This is a genomic window from Sphingobium anseongense (genome assembly GCF_037725245.1).
Lineage (GTDB): Bacteria > Pseudomonadota > Alphaproteobacteria > Sphingomonadales > Sphingomonadaceae > Sphingobium.
Map to the genome: position 1 here is coordinate 15,580 of NZ_JBBJUL010000016.1, position 17,417 is coordinate 32,996.

Sequence of the window (17,417 nt, forward strand, 5' to 3'; positions counted from 1 at the left end):
TATGCCACTGTTGCCTTCAGTTGCGGGGATGTTCGACAAGGCTCGCAGTCAATATGAGAAGATGCATCCAACCAATCCCAATGCGGGTGATGCCTTCGATACATTTCATAATCTTGTAAAAAGCAACGAAGCATATGTTACGTTATTTAATGATGCCTATACGCATGGTCTTCTTAAGAAAATCGATTATTTACCGCGTGACCCAAAAAGCAATGTGAGTGGACGTAGCGGATTTAGTTCAAGATCCTATAGTGGGAATAGTGCCCAAACACTTAACGAATTCAAGCTAATGAAAGACAATACAGTAGTTAAAGTTGTAGATGGAACGTTTGGCATCGGCGATGATCTAATTAATTTCGCGAGTGCAGGAGGGTCTGATACAGGCACAGCAATGTTTATCGTCGCCCATGAACTGGGTCACGGTTTCGGCGCAGCCTTGATTGCTCCGGAGGAAGTCAGTTCGGTAAATACGATGCTGGCATACATTAAAAGCCAGCCCGCAAACGTAACATCGATTAACGTCCAAAGTTATGTGCAAGACTTCGTTCGTGTTAAGTCTCGTGGTGAGGGCTTGGCAACCATTTATGCTTACAATGCGTGGGTTGATAGCCAGACCGGACCAATAACTGATAGCATGAGAACAACAGCTTTTGGCGCTTATGGCGTCTATTTGCTAAAACTGGACGCAGGCGATCGTTTTGTTGGTGGTTCCTTAATAGATGGCATTACAACCGATTCCGCTAATAAGATCATCATCAATGATGCGAACATAAATATATTAGCTACAAGAAACTTTGACTGGCAAAATCGCCATAAAACTTTGACAAGTCATAACGTATATTATGCAGTAATTGGATTATCTTATGCAGCTGCAAATCGCAGTGATGCGGTTCTAGAATTTGACAGCCAAGTTCTTGGCTTGCAAGCAAGTGAGGGCGGCGCGACCTATACTACCGAGCAGGCACTCAATCAGATGAGTTCTCTGTTCTGGAAGGGGACGCACATTTTGAAAGATACGTCGGCCGGCGGGCTTCAGTACAAGGTAATTAGCACGAAGCGCGGTACCGTTTCAAACGTCACGATCAAACAGATTCCCGCGAGTGGTCAACAGCTTCCAACTCCGACGGAGGCTTACATGACATTGAGCAACGTGGACGGCGAGCGCGCATACGATACCACCAATCTCCATTTCGTCCGCCAAGCCAGTGGCGTCCTACTAGTGAAGGTCACCGACCAAGACGGCGAAGAGGTCACCCTGACCGCGACTGAGTTCGAGAAGGTCTTCCATGTAAAAGCGGAAGACGTTTTTGCCGTAGCTATTGGTCAAGGCACCGGAGATGGGCCGATATTGGTGCCAGTCTCGATTAGCGACCAGGATGGTGCGAAGACGATAGTCGTTGCGCAGCGCCGGCTGCTACTGCCGCCAGGACTCAGTATCGACGTGATTGGCGGTATCGCGACACCAGTCGATTATCTTGGTCGCGCGGTATCCTACACCTACAAGAACGGAATTATTGTAGCTTACTCGGCGAAGGATGGCAACGTAACAGTGGTTACGACGCTGAATGACGATCTTGAACCGGTAGCGACAAATATACGGCTTGATAACAATCCGGTCGGCATCGAATTCTCCGACTTCGGTGGGGTTCTGGGGCAGCAGCTAGGCTACCGGCTTGCTGGCGGCGATAGGCTGGCGGGCATCGTAAGTTCGGCGACCCTCAAGACGCTGGGCGACAATTTTGGCGATCTAGTAGATGGCATTGTCGGCAAACAGTCGGCAACCAGTGCCACTCGCGATGCATTTGCTACGGTCAGTGAAGAGTTTCTAGGAAACCTCAAATCAGCGGGTGTTGGCGCTGTATCCTCTTTCCTTACCGCAGAACTCGTCGGTTTAATAGGACTTGAGGGATTCGAGGGAGGCCTGGCTAATACGGCAGCTGGTGCCGTTATTGGTCAAGTGTTGACTAACTTGACGCGTCTCGGCGAGACAGTCGTCGGCGGCGTGGCAGGAGAAGTTTACAAGCCCTTTACCGGAGTAAACCTGTCTCTGGTCGGCAGCGCTGTTGGGTCTTTCTTTGGCTCGTTCTTGGCAGCAAAGGTCATAAGCTTCGATACGGTAGGGGGTCAGATCGGCTCTGCTGTCGGAAGTGCGCTTGGCACCCTCGCGATGACAGAGTTGTTCAAGGTTGGAACGTTACTAGGTGGCCCCGTCGGCGCTGCGATCGGCGCGTTCGTCGGCTTCATCGTCGGCGGCCTCATCGGCTCGGTCTTCGGCGGCATTCCGCGATCGGGCGCGGACTCCCAGTGGGACGAGGCCCAGCAGAAATTCGTCGTCGCCAACGTCTATTCCAGGAAGGGCGGGTCCAAGGATGCCGCGCGCAGCGTCGCGTCCGCCGTTTCGGAGACGTTCAACTCCGTGCTCGCCGCGACCGGGGGCACGCTGCTCAACCCGGAGGCGGTGCAGTCCGGCAATTACGGGATGCGCAAGAAGGACTTCGTCTACCGCCCCGGCTCGACGCGCGACAGGCAAGCGATCACCCAGCGTTTTTCGGGCAAGGACGCTGCGACCCGGCTGATCGGCTATGGCGTCCATCAGGGCCTGACCGACCCCGATTTCCAGATCGCGGGCGGCGACGTCTATGTGAAGCGCGCGCTCTATGCGACCTTCGACCTGGGCGGGATCGACGCGCTCGACTTCGACACCAATATACTGCTGGGCAACATATCGTCCGCGCAATCCTATGCCACCTATCTTCAGAATAGCGCGGTCATCAACGCGCTGGTCTCGGCCGAGCCCGACAGCGTGTTCACCACCGAAACCCTGATCACGCTGGCACGCGCGGACGAACTCGGCCTGACCCGCCGCCATCGCAGCGACTGGTTCGGCGGCTTCGCCTTCCTGATGGACGAAGCGCAGACCAATGCCGCCAACGTCGAGTTCGGGTTCGATTACGATCCCGCCAGCGGCCAGGTCAGCCGGCTGATCGGCATCGGCGACTATACGCTGGGCGACGCGATCGACATCGCCGGGCAGACCACGATCGAAGGCACCGCTGGCATCGACATCATCGACCTGCGCACGGGGACGCTGGCATCCCAGGCCGGCTATACCGTCAACGGCCTGTTGCAGGACGAGATCGCGGTGTCGGGGGTCGATTTTACCGCCGCCACGTCTACCGTGAGCCTGACCGCGACCAGCCTGCGCATCAACGCGCCGGTCACGATCAAGGCGAATAGCGCGAACAGCGGGCGCGAAGCCTTCGACGTGACGCTAAGCGGCGCGCCTGGTGTTTTAGCCACGATCATGGGGCCGCCCGCCACCGTAACGATCGTCGCCAACAGCGATCCGGCCTACCTCATGGTCGGGCGCAGCTATGTCGGCGAAGGCGATGGCTATGCACAGTTCCGCGTCAGCCTGTCCAAGGCGGTGTCGAGCGCGGTGACCTTCTCGCTCACCCTGTCCGAACAGGGGGCGAGCGGTGGCGCCGTCGATTACGGCAGCGCGACCGGGCCGAGCGTTGAAGTGTGGAACGGATCGACCTGGACCGCAGCCACTAGCGCGACGATCGCGGCGGGCGGCACGTCCTTATCGCTGCGCGTGGCGATCAAGACCGACAATGGCACGGACGCGCAGGGCAAGGCGACCAACGTCGAAGGCAACGAACGCTTCGCCCTGACCGCGACGGTGACGGCGGGCACGAGCCTGCTCGCCAATGGCGCGACGCCCGTGGTCGGCATCGGCACGATCCTGGACGCGACATTCCGCGATCCGGCCAAGCCCGTGACCTGGCTCGACGACATCATCGTGCATGAACCGGCAAGCGGTACGCAGACCATCAATGTCGTGGGAACCCGGGCCACCGGATCGGCCAGTGCGGTTACGCTGAACTACCAGACATCCGACCGGCGCGCGCTCGACATCGATATTGCAGCCACGATTGATGGTGGCGATGGTGCTGACATTATCTACGCGTCCGATCTGGGCGATAACATCTTCGGTGGCGCTGGCAACGACACCCTATATGGCGGTCGTCTCGACGATTGGCTGCTGGGTGGGGATGGCAATGATATTTTGACCGCCAGCTCCGTTGGTAGCACGTCGCTCGGTGGCGACGGCAACTACCTCAACGGCGGCGCAGGCAGTGACACGCTTTATGGTCGCGAGGGTTCTGACTGGTTGGAAGGTGGTGACGGCAACGACACCCTGACCGGCGCCGCTGGCGACGATATCCTTGCTGGCGGTGCTGGCGATAATGACAGCCTAAAAGGCGGCACGGGATCGGACCAGTATCTGGTTCGCCGGGGCGACGGCTCGGATCTGGCAGAGGAAGATGCCACGGGGGCACCGGTCGACACGGGGGCCGGCGACGCAATGACCCAAAGGGCTGCTGCCATCCAAGCCTGGAAGCTCAATCCGACGACAGCAGGTGCATTGCGTCCAGATTGGGTCGGTTCTGCGGCAGGGGTGCAAGCTGAAAAAGTTGCAGGCGGCGAGGATGCAATCATCTTTGGCGCAGGTATAAATATCGGTGATATCAAGCTTCAACGATCAGGTACCAGCACGACGCCCGGCAATGACCTGATCGTGATTGTTATGACCACGGTGGGCACAACCGAGAGCGATAGCGGCACCCGCTTGACGATCAAGGACTGGTTCAGCAATCCCTTTAAACGCGTGGAATGGCTCAAATTCGCCGATGGCAATGAAATGCGGATCGGCGATCTCACCAGCTTCGTCATCGGTGGTGCGGGCAACGATATACTGATCGGTACCAACGGCAATGACTTCGTTTATGGGGGCGCAGGCGACGACAAGCTCTTGCTACTGGGGGGTGACGATGTAGGCAATGGGGCGCTAGGCGACGACCAAGTTTCAGGCGGCACCGGTCGCGACATGCTGATCGGCGGCCTGGGCGGCGACACCCTCATGGGAGACGCGGGTGCCGATGCCCTCACGGGTGATGGCGGAACTGACGATCTATATGGGGGCGGTGATCGCGACATCCTGGCTGGTGGTCGCGGAGATGGTGACTGGGTCGTAGGCGGCACTGGCGATGATACGTTCAAATATTCGCGGGGCGATGGTCGCGATCTTTATTTTGACGAATACGCCAATTATTGGGACGTGGTGTGGACGCAGGCAGGTGGCTGGAACGCTGCTGCCGGGTACGCCCACAATGCTTCGACCGGTGAAGTGACCGGTCCAGGCGGTGCTGTCATCCGTAAGAATTTCGGCACCGTCGCGGAACCCGATTTCCAATGGGTGGGCCGCTTTTCCTATGATAGCACGACTAGCACCTATAAGCGCTTTGTGCCGCCAGCTAATGCAACGACAATAACTGCAAATGCTGGCATCGATACGATCGAACTTTCTCCGGACATCAATCTGCAGGACGTGATCCTGAGGCGGCCTGTTGGAACCAACGACCTGGTGTTGGCAATCAGCGATGAAGATGAGGAGCTTGGTGACACGTCGCTGGCCAAGGATAGCATCACGATCAGGGATTGGTATGTTTCACCAGGCCAGATTGAGAATATTGCCTTCTACCAGACCGGCATATTGAACATCGCCAGCACCAAGCTGATCGCAGGCTCAGACTTAGCAGACGGCACTGCAAGCGCGCCCTTGGTTGGCACGCTGGCTGCCGACTGGATAACCGGCGCGGCTGGCGACGACGTAATCGCTGGTGGAAGCGGTAATGACATCCTTGCGGGCAATAGCGGGTTCGACACACTGAAGGGCGAAGTTGGCGATGACGTGCTATATGGGGGCAACGGCGACGACATCCTTGACGGCGGGGTAGGCAAGGACGTTCTGATCGGTGGATCGGGTCAGGACGCCGCATCATATGCTTCTGCGGCAGCTGCAGTGAAGGTGCAGTTGACGGCGGCAAACATGAATGCAGGTGATGCCGACGGGGACGAATATCACGCAATCGAGGACCTGATCGGTGGCAGTGGCGCGGATGTGCTGGGCGGCGATGGCGGGCAGAATGAGCTGACCGGTGGTCTTGGCAACGACACGCTGATCGGCAACAGCGGCGACGACGTCTATGTCTGGAATATCGGTCATGGCGCGGACTTCATCCGGGATATCAGCTTTGTCATGGAAGAGGCGGTCACGACCGCTGGGGTCCTGGCTGCCGGGTATGTCGTATCGTGGGTGGATACAGGAACAATCGATGCGACTTCTGGGAACCACTATTGGCAGCTGAAGATCCAAGCTCCTGACGGCACGTTCATTTATGACAGCAGCAGCTATTCCTATGCGGCGGGCGCATCTCCGGCCGTCCCCGTACCTTCTGCCTACATCCAGGGAGGATGGCTGGGTGGTTTCGCCCGTACGAACGGCCAACAGGTGACGCGCCAGCGCTACGATTCGGATGTTAATGCCGGCAATGACGAACTGGAGTTTGGGCCTGATATCAGCCTAACCGATCTTACATTCACCAGGGTCAACAACGATCTCGTGATTCGTTACGGATCGACCTCAGCAAGCCAGGTCACGATCAAGTATCACTATCTTGCTAACCACGCCGTTGAGACTCTGAAGCTGAATGATGGTTTGTCAGCTTCGCTTATGGCCGTGAAGATTGCGACCAGCGATGCGCAACTTGGCGGCGGCTCGACCGATGATATCATGGTGGGAGCGGCCGGCCTGACATCAGTCAATTTTGGTGGCGGGAGCGGCCGAGACGTGCTGATCGGGACGACGGGCGACGATATCCTCCACGGCGGTAGCGGCGACGACGTGCTCGAAGGCGGCGCGGGCGCCGATCAGATCGATGGCTACTCTAACAATCCATCAACCAGTGGCCCCGATGCCGGGGATACAGTTCGGTATGTGCGCTCCACCGCCGGGGTCACGGTCGATCTCACGCTTACGACGCCCCAGGGCGGCGTAGCCGGGTCAGACGCCGCAGGCGACATATTGGTCGGGGTCGAGAATCTTGTCGGCTCATCGTTCAACGATGCCCTTACTGGGGATGCCAATGATAATCGCCTGTTGGGACTTCTTGGCGTCGACATACTGAGTGGGGGTGCAGGTGATGACGTTCTCTCCGGGGATCGGGGTAACGACACGCTGTATGGCGATGCAGGCGATGATGCTTTATCTGGTGGTGAGGATCATGACACCCTCTCTGGCGGCACTGAAGATGATGTCCTCGATGGCGGGGACGGGAATGACAAGCTTTACGGCAATGATGGCAATGATGATCTGATCGGTGGCACCGGCCTGGATATTTTGAGCGGCAGCAATGGCGACGACCTGCTGAGCGGCGGAGCCGACGCAGATACGCTTGTAGGCGGCGGCGGTAACGATATCTTGAATGGCGGATCTGGCGACGACAATCTGCAGGACCCATCGGGGAATGACATTTATGCATTTGATCGAATGTCGGGGAACGACACTCTTTTGGATCTCAGCGGCACAAATATACTGACCTTCGACGAATCCGTTAGTTATGATGAGCTTTGGCTCACGCGCGTTGGCAATGATCTGCGGGTTTCGGTGATCGGTGGCGGCACCACGACGATGGTGACTGACTTCTTCCTTGCGACTGGGCAAACCCGAGTTCACGCCATTCAGACCACGACGCATGCGATTTTCCTCGATCACCCCGATGCCCTGAAACTCGTCACCGCCATGACGGCCGCGACAACGACACCCGTTATAACACCCGCGACGATGCCAAGTGCGATTGGGTCACAGTTGGCGACCTACTGGCATGCCGGTGGCAAGTCAGCTCCTACAGGGCCCTCTGCACCGCGGACGGCCACGATGCTAGAGGATGGCACCCTGACGATCGATGGCGACTATGACGTCATCGACCATGATCAGAATATCGTGAGTTACAGCCTTAAGGCGGGCAGTGGTCCTAGCAAAGGAACGATTTCTAGCCTGAACACCACAACAGGTGCATTGACCTATACGCCCTTCGCCGACCTCAATGGCCAGGACAGTTTCGTTGTCATTGCCACCGATGCCGATGGGCACGCCGTTGAGCTTCCGGTCCAGGTAAACATCACGCCGGTCAATGACGCGCCGCGCATCATCGGCCTCAAAACGGGCGCTCTTACCGTATTGGAAAGTGCTCCAGGAAGTCTGACCGCAAACGGCGATTTTCTTGCCAAGTTTGATGTCATTGACGTGGAAGGAGATCCCATAACCTACACCCTCCCAAACGACGCAGGGGGCAGGTTTTATATCACTGCGGCCGCCAATCTGAGGGTGCTCGACCCCACCTTGCTAAATCGCGAAATCGCGTCGAGCCATGTGGTGCAGGTCAAAGCAACTGATTCATACGGCGCTTCATCCGTCAAGAATTTCACTGTCACGGTCGGCAACGTAAACGAAGCTCCTAATGTGGCAGTGCTAACGGCGTCACGCGGAGTAGTTTCGGAATATGTAGGTGCAACATCGATTGCAAACATCAGCACGCTGGTCGCGCAGTTTACCACGAGCGATCCCGACGGATTGCCTGTTCCTGGATTGATGTTCGTTACCGATACGACCGGCAATCCGGCAGGGCGTTTCAAGATAGTCGGCACACAAGTCCAATTTGCAATCGAGCCGAATTTCGAAGCGCTTGTGAACGCAGGTTTCACCGTCTCCGACAGCGACGGTGATGGGCGGGCGGAAGTCTCGCTCACCGGGAATATTCGAGCAACCGACGGGTCTTTGCACTCGGATCTTTTAACCGCCTTTTCGGTGAAAGTAGAGGACACTAACGAGCAGCAGACCGCGATCACATTGGCGGGCGCGCTAGCGTCCATCAACGAGCGCGATCGGCTTGCAACGGGAACCGCTCGGCCCGCAATTATTCTTGGCACTTTGGGCGTGACCGATCCTGATCTGGTCGGCCAACTTACTGGGCAGCACAGCTTCGCTGTGTTCGAAGGAAGCTCTACTGTGGCCAGCACGCGATTTGGCGTCGATGCGGCAAACAAATTAGTCCTGCTTGCCAACAAGAGCCTCGACTATGAAACGGATGGCGCGGCCATCACAATCAAGGTTCGGGCCGCCGACAAGTCCTCTGCCCCATTCTTGCTGGATCAGAATTTCGTATTCGCAATTAATAATGTCGATGACGTCACAGAAGGGACAGCGGCTGCAGACGATATCGATGGGCAGCAGAATCGGGACATCATTCGCGGAATGGCGGGTAATGATCTCTTATCTGGAGGTTCTGGTAACGACGTTATCGAAGGCGGCGATGGCAATGATTTGCTAGCAGGTGACGATGGCGATGATGCGCTCTCCGGGCAGGCTGGCCTCGACCAGATCGACGGTGGAGTAGGCAATGACACGCTTTACGGCGGTGATGATCGTGATGACCTTGATGGCGGCATCGGCAACGACACGTTGAACGGAGAAGGCGGCAATGATGGCGTCCGCGCGGCCGGTGACGATGCTTGGCGCGGTTTTACAGCGCTTGGCCTGACCGGAGGAGATGGAACCGACACGCTAAATGGCGGGGATGGCGACGATTATTTGGACGGCGGGCTTGGGGCGGATCAGCTCGTAGGCGGCCTTGGGTTCGACGGTGCGACTTATGCCGCATCGACCGCTGCCGTTACTGTCAGCCTCGCAACAGGCGTAGGAACAGGCGGCAGTGCTCAAGGCGATACGCTGACAGGCATCGAGCTTCTGCAAGGGTCCGCCTACGGCGACACTCTTACCGGGTCGGCGGCCAACGACATTATATATGGTGAGGTTGGCAACGACATCATCCGGGGCGGCGCTGGACAGGATTACCTGTTTGGCGGATTGGGCAATGACTCGATCGATGCAGAAGCGGGGAACGATTATCTGGACGGTGGCGCAGGCGACGATACGCTGATCGGCGGCGCAGACAATGATACCTATCATGTCGCGCGAAACCAAGGAAATGACCGCATCCAGAATTACGATGCGACCGGTACCAACTTCGATCATCTGAGCTTTGATAATACGGTGCTATATACTGACATCTGGTTCGATAGGGTCGATAACGCAGGTGCCGTCAACGCTGCCGGCAATCATCTGAGAATGACGATCCTGGGCGCCTCTGGATCCGAAGGGTCGGTGACGATCGATAATTGGTTCACGATCCCTGACCGCAATGTTCCCGCCAATTATTTCAAGATCGACCTCATCTCCGATGGCGTCGAGCGCGCGGTAATCCCTATCAACGTGGACGCACTCACCACGCTCATGGCGGGCATTCCTTTAGCCAGTCGACCAACGACACGGGCGCAGATGGCTACGCTGCGTAGCGGAAATATCTCCTTCAGCAACAGCATGGAGGAGCATTGGGGCAGACTCAGTCCGCCGCGCGTCAGCGATATCGTCAGCATTTCAGGAACCGAGCCTTTGGACGCCGCTACGCAGACGGTCAGCTTTGCCGTGCGTGCGTGGTTTGAGGACAATCAGGGATTGGGAGTAGTCATTCCTGCCAGCAGCATCGACCTGACGATTTCAGCTGGAAACGGTCAGATACTGACAGACTATGTCAGCGCGGTGAACACAGGAACGCCCGACGCAAACGGCAACCGGACGGTCACCTTGACCCTGGCACCAAACGCGAGCACGCACTTGCTTCCTGGCGGCGTGCTGTCGCTCCAGATGGTGGCGCAGATCCGCGGCACCTCGCGGACGGCATCCGACTTGAACGGCTTCACTCTGTCGATCGCCCCTACGGCAGACACCGGCACCTTTACTCAGCTTGCAAGCTCTGGGGGTCATGCCGGAACATTGATACCACTGACGATCGCCGTGACCTCGCCCGACAGCGCTGATGGATCTGAACGACGTGAAGTGCTCATCAAGGGTCTGCCAGCCGGTTATAGCCTGGTGAATGCGGCCGGGGCCCCAGTCGGCATATTGGAAGGCGGGACGACTTGGCGGCTGACCCAGGCGCAGTTGGTGGGGCTCAAAATGTCCGCGCCTACGGGCTTTGGCAATGCGCCGCTTCAGGTCGCGGTGCAAACCATCGACGGATCGTCGGTAAGAACCTCGGCCTGGTCGCCGCTTACCGTGACCGTCAATGGCAAGCCCACCAACATAACGCTCGCTGGTTCGGTCGCCGAAAATGCAGCCTATGGCACGTTGGTCGGAACACTTACCGGATCCGACCCGGACACAGCCGAAGGCGCCCCTGCGCCTTCCATCTTCCAACTGCTCAATGATGCAGGCGGTCGCTATCGGCTCGATCCGGCTAACACGAGCCGGCTGCTGGTCAATAATGGCGGAACAACACCGTTCGACTATGAGGCGGCGAACCGCGACAGCTTGCACACCATCACGGTTCGAGTAACCGACAACAGCGGCTTGACTTTCGACAAGCAAATTGTCGTGCCGATGACCAACGTAAACGAGGCTCCCCTGCCCCCGTCCGGTGGCACCGAGATCGTGAAATATGTCGACGAAAACGCGGTGATCACCAACGGGGTGGTCGCCAGCTTGACGCTGACCGATCCAGATGGGACCACGCCCACATTGCAGATCGTCGGCGGGGTGAACGCCCAATGGTTCACGATCGCCGGCAATCAGGTGAAGTTCACCGGGGTATCGAGTTTCAATTACGAGACTTATGCTGCCGATCCGAATGTCCAGAAATATGACTGGAACGGCGATGGGCGTTTGGATGCCCGTGTCGCCTATGTCGACGTTCGAGCAAATGATGGAGTTCTAAACTCATCGCCAACGCGGGTCGCAGTCCTGATTTCCGATCTCAATGAGCAACCCTATATAACGTCGGTCTTATCATCGACGACGTACAGCGAGGTGCTCAATGGCGATGCGTCGCTGTCGAACAAGATCGTTGCGACCTTCAGCATCGGCGATCCCGACACACCCGAACCTAACCTCGTCATCACAAACAACCCAAATGGTTGGTTCCAGATCATTGATGGCGATCAGTTGGCTTTTGCCCCCACTGCCAATTTTACGGCTGGCTGGCTTCGCGCGAACAAGGGGCAATTCGGCATCGGTAGCGACTATATCTACGATGCTGACGGCGATGGCCTTAAAGAGATTAAGCTGGCAACGGTAACGCTCAAAGCCACTGACGCGGCGGGTTTGCAATCGGCAGCCTATAGCTACAATGTCTTTATCGAGGACAAGAACGAAGCGCCGGTCTGGAATGCCATTCCTACCCTTATCGTTCAAGAAGATCGAACATCGGGCTATCATATTTGGTCGTTGGCGGCGCTCGATCCAGACGGCCCCTCCTCTGAACTGCGCTATTCGTTCGTTGGTGGCTCGACATTCTACGATGCGGGCTTGGGAGCGACGATGTCGGCTTCGGCTGATGGCCGTTTCATGATCAAGGCCTCCGATGGCAATTTGTTTGTCGGACCCAGCGGCGCGTTCAATTTCGAAAGTGGTCCCAATAACTTCAATTACCAGGTCAATGTTCAGGATAAGGCTAGCGGTGCCCATTCGATCACGCGGACTTCCAACGTGTCCCTCAACATCGCTGATCTGAATGAGGCCCATTCGCTGGTCGGCGCATCAGGTTCCAGAGCGGAATTTGGCGAGGCTCCGCCACTGACGCCAATCTTCAATCTGGCGGACAATTCTACCGGAACACGGATGCTGGTGGACCCCGAAAATCGAGATATGTCATGGAGTTTTGCAGACGGCAGCTACGAATCGGGCATATGGGCAATTTCGACCGACGGTAAGCTCAGTCTCAAGGAGGGCTCGGTAGATTACGAAGCCCTTACAGCTCAGCAAAGAGCGACGACCTTATCGATTAAAGCTTTTGATGGGCAGTTTGTGGCGACTGGAACGTTTGCAGCCACCATTACGAATGTGAACGAAGCGCCAACGATCAGCGGCACATATGCGGGCGAAGCTGGCGACACAGACAGTGGCCGGATGATCTACCAGCAGCCAAGCGTTTGGTGGGTGACCGCCAACAGAAATGAAGGCCCCTTGGTTATCGTATATCCTACCGATCCCGAGGGTGAAAGCACCACCTATTCCTATTCGCTTTCCACCCCAGAGACTCGTGATGAGAACGTGGTTTACGGAGGCAGTAGCGAGGCTGATGGCGAAGCGCCCATACTGTCTGTAAACGCCAGCGGTGCATATGGCATAATAAGCTTTCAGAGCGCGGGCGATGGCGAATGGGAGGGCGCCTATGAGCTGGATGGCGTCCGTCGCACAGCGACGCGTTATTATGATTTCGACCTGTCGATCCGCGACACATCGGGCATGACGGGCGTACACCCTTTTCAGATCGTCTTCCTACGGCGCAACTCGTCGGTGCCCCCTATCGTGCTTGATCTCGATGGAGATGGCGTAGAACTGGTTGCTTACGACAGTTCGACCATAGATTTTGACATGGATCGCGACGGCGTCGCCGACCGGACAGGGTGGGCAGAGGCTGACGATGGCTTTCTGGCACTCGACCGCAATCATAACGGCACAATCGACGATATCGCGGAAATCTCGTTCGTGGGCGATGTTGAGGGCGCTCTTTCGGACGGTGAGGGATTGCGCGCGTTCGACACGAACGAGAATGGCTTCCTCGACGCGGGCGATGAACGGTTCGCCGAATTCTTGGTGTGGAACGACGCCAATCAAAATGGTGTCAGCGAAGCAAGTGAATTGGCTGCTTTGAGCGCGCATAGCATAACAGCCATCAATCTTACACTCACTGCGACGGGTGAAGATGTTGACAGCCCCGACAATGTGACCTTTGCAACGCTCGAAGTGCAACATAGCGACGGGACGACCAGCGCTGGTGCTGATGTTATCTTTACCTTCGACCCATCTGATTTTAGCACGGAGATTGCCGCGCCGATCGTGTTCGATTTTGACGGGGACGGCTCAGGACTAACTGCGCTGGGCGGCAGTCAAACCCTCTTCGATATGAACAAGGATGGTATTGCTGACCAGACTGGCTGGATCAAGCCAGGTGATGCCTTGTTAGCGCTCGACCGCAACGGCAATGGCACCATCGACGATATTGGCGAAATTTCCTTTGTCGGCGACAAAGCTGGCGCCAAGACTGATTTGGAAGGTTTGGCCGGGTTCGACGCCAACGGCGATGGCTTATTGGACGGAAGCGATGAGCGTTTCGTTGAATTTAAGCTGTGGTTCGATCGCGATGCGAACGGTAAGACCGATGCCGGCGAGCTTCTAAGTTTGGCCGAGGCTAGAATCGACGCCATCACTCTCCAAGGCGTGGCAACCGGCCAAGCCCAAGTGCCCGGTCAGAACATCATCTACAACACCAGCAGCTATTTGCTGGCGAATGGCGAAACCGGGCACCTTCTCGACGCGGGCTTTGCGTTCAAGGCCTTGTCGGCGTTGCCGGAGATCGCCTTACAGCAAAGTTCGTGGGATCGTAATGCCAAGAACTACTCAATCGTTTCGACCGCTGGAACGCTGCATGTCACCGCGCGCGATGCAAAAGGTGTCATCGACGCTGGAGCCGGACTCGTTTCGCCAGCATCGATCATGACCTTCGCCAACCGGTCGGTGGGCATGTTGTCGACGATCATACTCGATCTCGATGGCGATGGCCTGGAAGCGCGGCGAGCAAGCAAAACTAACGCCGCCTTCGATATGGACGGTGATGGGACCGCCGATAACACAGGCTGGGCCGGGAAAGACGACGCAATGCTGGTGATCGACCACAACGCTGATGCTCTGATTACGCATCCGTCCGAACTGTCCTTCTTGTCCGAAAAAACCGATGCGAAAAATGCGTGGGAGGGGTTGGCCATCCTTGACAATAGCAAGGACGGCAAGATTACCGCAGGCGACGCTCGCTTTAGCGAACTGAAATTGTGGGCGGACAGCAACGAGAATGGCGTAACCGACATGGGAGAGCTCAAGTCGCTTGCCGATGCAGGGATCAAGGAAATCAGCCTTTCTTCGACCTCCATCAATGGCCCTACAAAGCTGGGCTCGAATCTGCCGCTCTCCACGGCGACGTTCACACGGGACAATGGCGTAACCGCCACTATCGGTAATGTTGCTCTGGCCTTTAGCCCCAGTTCGACTATGGATATGCCGCCTGACCAGTCTTCGAGCGGGATGCAAACATCTGTCATGGCCAAAGCCGCCGAACACTCAGCTGCCCAACTCCTTCAGGCCATGAGCAGCTTTGGCGCCGTCAGATCTGACAGCGATCTTCAGTCCGCAGTCTCCCACCACCAAAATAGCGGCGACTGGTTTGCAGCAAATGCCGCTTGAGGATCATATGACCGCAGAACCGAAAGACAGACCGATGGCGGAACCGTCAGCGCAGACTGCATCTGCACCGACCGTCAGCCATTTCCTTGGAGAAATGACTTGGCTGCTCACGCAGTCGCCACTGCATAAAAGTCTGAGCATCGGCGACCTCGAATGGCTGATCATGCCAGCGCTGATCCATCAGCAATTTTATGTGTTTCGTGATGGACAGCAGCCCGTCGGTCTCGCGCTCTGGGCCAAATGCGCGCCCTTGGCCGTAGCCAAACTGCAAAAGGGACTGATCGAGCCCGAGAACCGCCTCGCCCTCGAAGAGTGGATCGACGGCGACCAAATTTGGCTGATAGATCTGATCGCTCCATTTGCCACTCCCGAGAACAAGCAGCGCGAAATCATGATCGCTGATCTGATCTCAGGGCCGCTAAGGGGCCAGGAGTTCCGCTTCCATCGCACAGATCCCACGACAGGGGCGAGAACCGTCCAGACAGTGAACGCCGACGCTGGCGACAAGCTGAAGGCTGCCGTCGAGGCAGCCGCTAAAGGGGCCTGAATTTGTGCGCTTTCCGGGCAGCCGCCGCAGAACCCATATCTGCGCTATCTATGGTGACATTGAGGCGCCGCAGGTTCATGTCCGGGATAATATGAGATCTCGGCTATTACCTGCCAGCGCTATCTGCGAGGTCACGACCCATCGATGAATGTGCGTTGCAAGGGTGATGAATGGCTTGTTCGACATGACTGAAGCGGTGTCGAACCTGTGATCACGGCCATATGCCTATTCCGCGCTGGACCGGTGGGCAGAATTGAGATGCGTTGGCTGGCCGGCTTGTGATTGATCGAGACCGGCCGCTGGGGGGCGCTGGCATAGGCCGAACACCTGCCCTTGTGCTGATTGGCATAGTTAAGGCGCCCGTGCTATGTGATCACGCGACGCGCGTGACACGGTGAAAGTCCCTGCCGTAGCACGGACCCACGCAGGATCCGGAGCGCGATGTGAGGAACCGGGACACCTCACCGCGCGTCACTTTCGAAACTGTGGGCGTGATCAAGTCGGCAGCCTTCGTCACGGTCTCATGGATATGAGCTGCGCATCTATAGCGCCTGCCTGCCGTCGGCGGCGCGCAGATGGGGCCGCTTTGGCCGGCCTATCGTTTGACATCTTGATCGTTGGAAGAGCGGCGGTAGAAGGAGCGATATATTCCTGGGGAGGAAGTTCGTGCGGAGTTTAATTTTAGCTTTGTGTGCGTTGTTGATCACGCCGGTGACAGCGCATGCTGCTGAGCGGGTCGTGACTTTGGCGCCTGGCAATCCAATGGCTGGCGCTATCAGACTTGGGCAAGCCACCGGTGGCCCCAGCGTACATGACGTAGTTCCGGCCGATGTAGCTGAAAAAGTATTTACCTCGCCGTCTGATCGCGAACCTGCGAACGGATGGTTCAATCGCACTTTCTCCGCCGCTTTGAAGACCAATGGATTTATAGCCAAAAAGCCAGAACTCGCACGCTACGAGCTAGCGGCTGAAGTGAAGTCGATGAAGGTGACGCCACTGATCACTGGCTCGCACCACAATAGTACTGTAATTTACAGATTACGGGACATTGCGACTGGCACGATCGTTTGGGAACAATCGCAGACGATGGATTTCGAAGTGAAACGCGGAATGCGCTTTGGCGCGATAGGCGGCGCTCTGGGTGCTGCCACTGGTGGAGCTTTGGCAGGACAAAATCCCGCCCTGACGGCAGCCATGATCACCAAACAGCGTCCGCATAGGCCTTTCGATGTTCGTATCGACACATGGGAAGGGATCATGCGCGGCTTTCAGCAGATGGCACGAAAAACCATGGTAGAACTTGCAGCGTTTCGGGCGCCCAATTAATTGGGAGCAACGACGACCCATTCTAGACCTTTAGCGGCGACCAGAGGCTCCAAAGAGCCGTCCGTCAGCTATCTCAACGCTTATGTCCCGTTCCATGTGTCACCGCTATTCATAAACATGCTTTAGAAGCTGGTTGCGGGTGTCTTGTTTCCAGGCCTGTGGTGGGGCAGAGCCCGTAACACGATGATCGAGTTTCATGCCCCAGCCGCTGACGCCCCGGAATTGGCGCTCTCACCCCTGCATAGAGCTGCCTCACTGACCCTGCGTCATCTTGTCGAAAACGGTCCAATCGGCCTCACCCCCAGCAGGGCCTTGAAGCGTTATTTTGTCACGTGGGCCACCGAA

The 17,417-nt window shown here is 57.0% G+C and carries 4 protein-coding genes; all 4 read left to right on the forward strand.

Translation table 11 applies throughout. From position 1 onward, the window contains the following. Nucleotide 1 precedes the first annotated feature (1 nt). On the forward strand, nucleotides 2-15,199 hold the full coding sequence (locus tag WG908_RS15765; protein ID WP_340187463.1) for an SPM autocatalytic domain-containing protein: 15,198 nt from the start codon (nucleotides 2-4) through the stop codon (nucleotides 15,197-15,199). 7 nt (nucleotides 15,200-15,206) lie between these two features. Continuing rightward, on the forward strand, nucleotides 15,207-15,746 hold the full coding sequence (locus WG908_RS15770; RefSeq protein ID WP_340187464.1) for a toxin-activating lysine-acyltransferase: 540 nt from the start codon (nucleotides 15,207-15,209) through the stop codon (nucleotides 15,744-15,746). Between the two features lie 666 nt (nucleotides 15,747-16,412). Further along, nucleotides 16,413-17,072, forward strand: coding sequence for a hypothetical protein (locus WG908_RS15775; RefSeq protein WP_340187465.1), 660 nt, complete (start codon nucleotides 16,413-16,415; stop codon nucleotides 17,070-17,072). Nucleotides 17,073-17,255: 183 nt separating this feature from the next. Next, nucleotides 17,256-17,417: hypothetical protein (locus WG908_RS16600; RefSeq protein ID WP_522012761.1), on the forward strand; the 162-nt coding region annotated here is incomplete at its 3' end.

What these genes read in the sequence shown, in the direction of transcription:
- WG908_RS15765 (WP_340187463.1), top strand. Translation starts at nt 2, where the DNA reads ATGCCACTGTTGCCTTCAGTTGCGGGGATGTTCGACAAGGCTCGCAGT.
- WG908_RS15770 (WP_340187464.1), top strand. Translation starts at nt 15,207, where the DNA reads ATGACCGCAGAACCGAAAGACAGACCGATGGCGGAACCGTCAGCGCAG.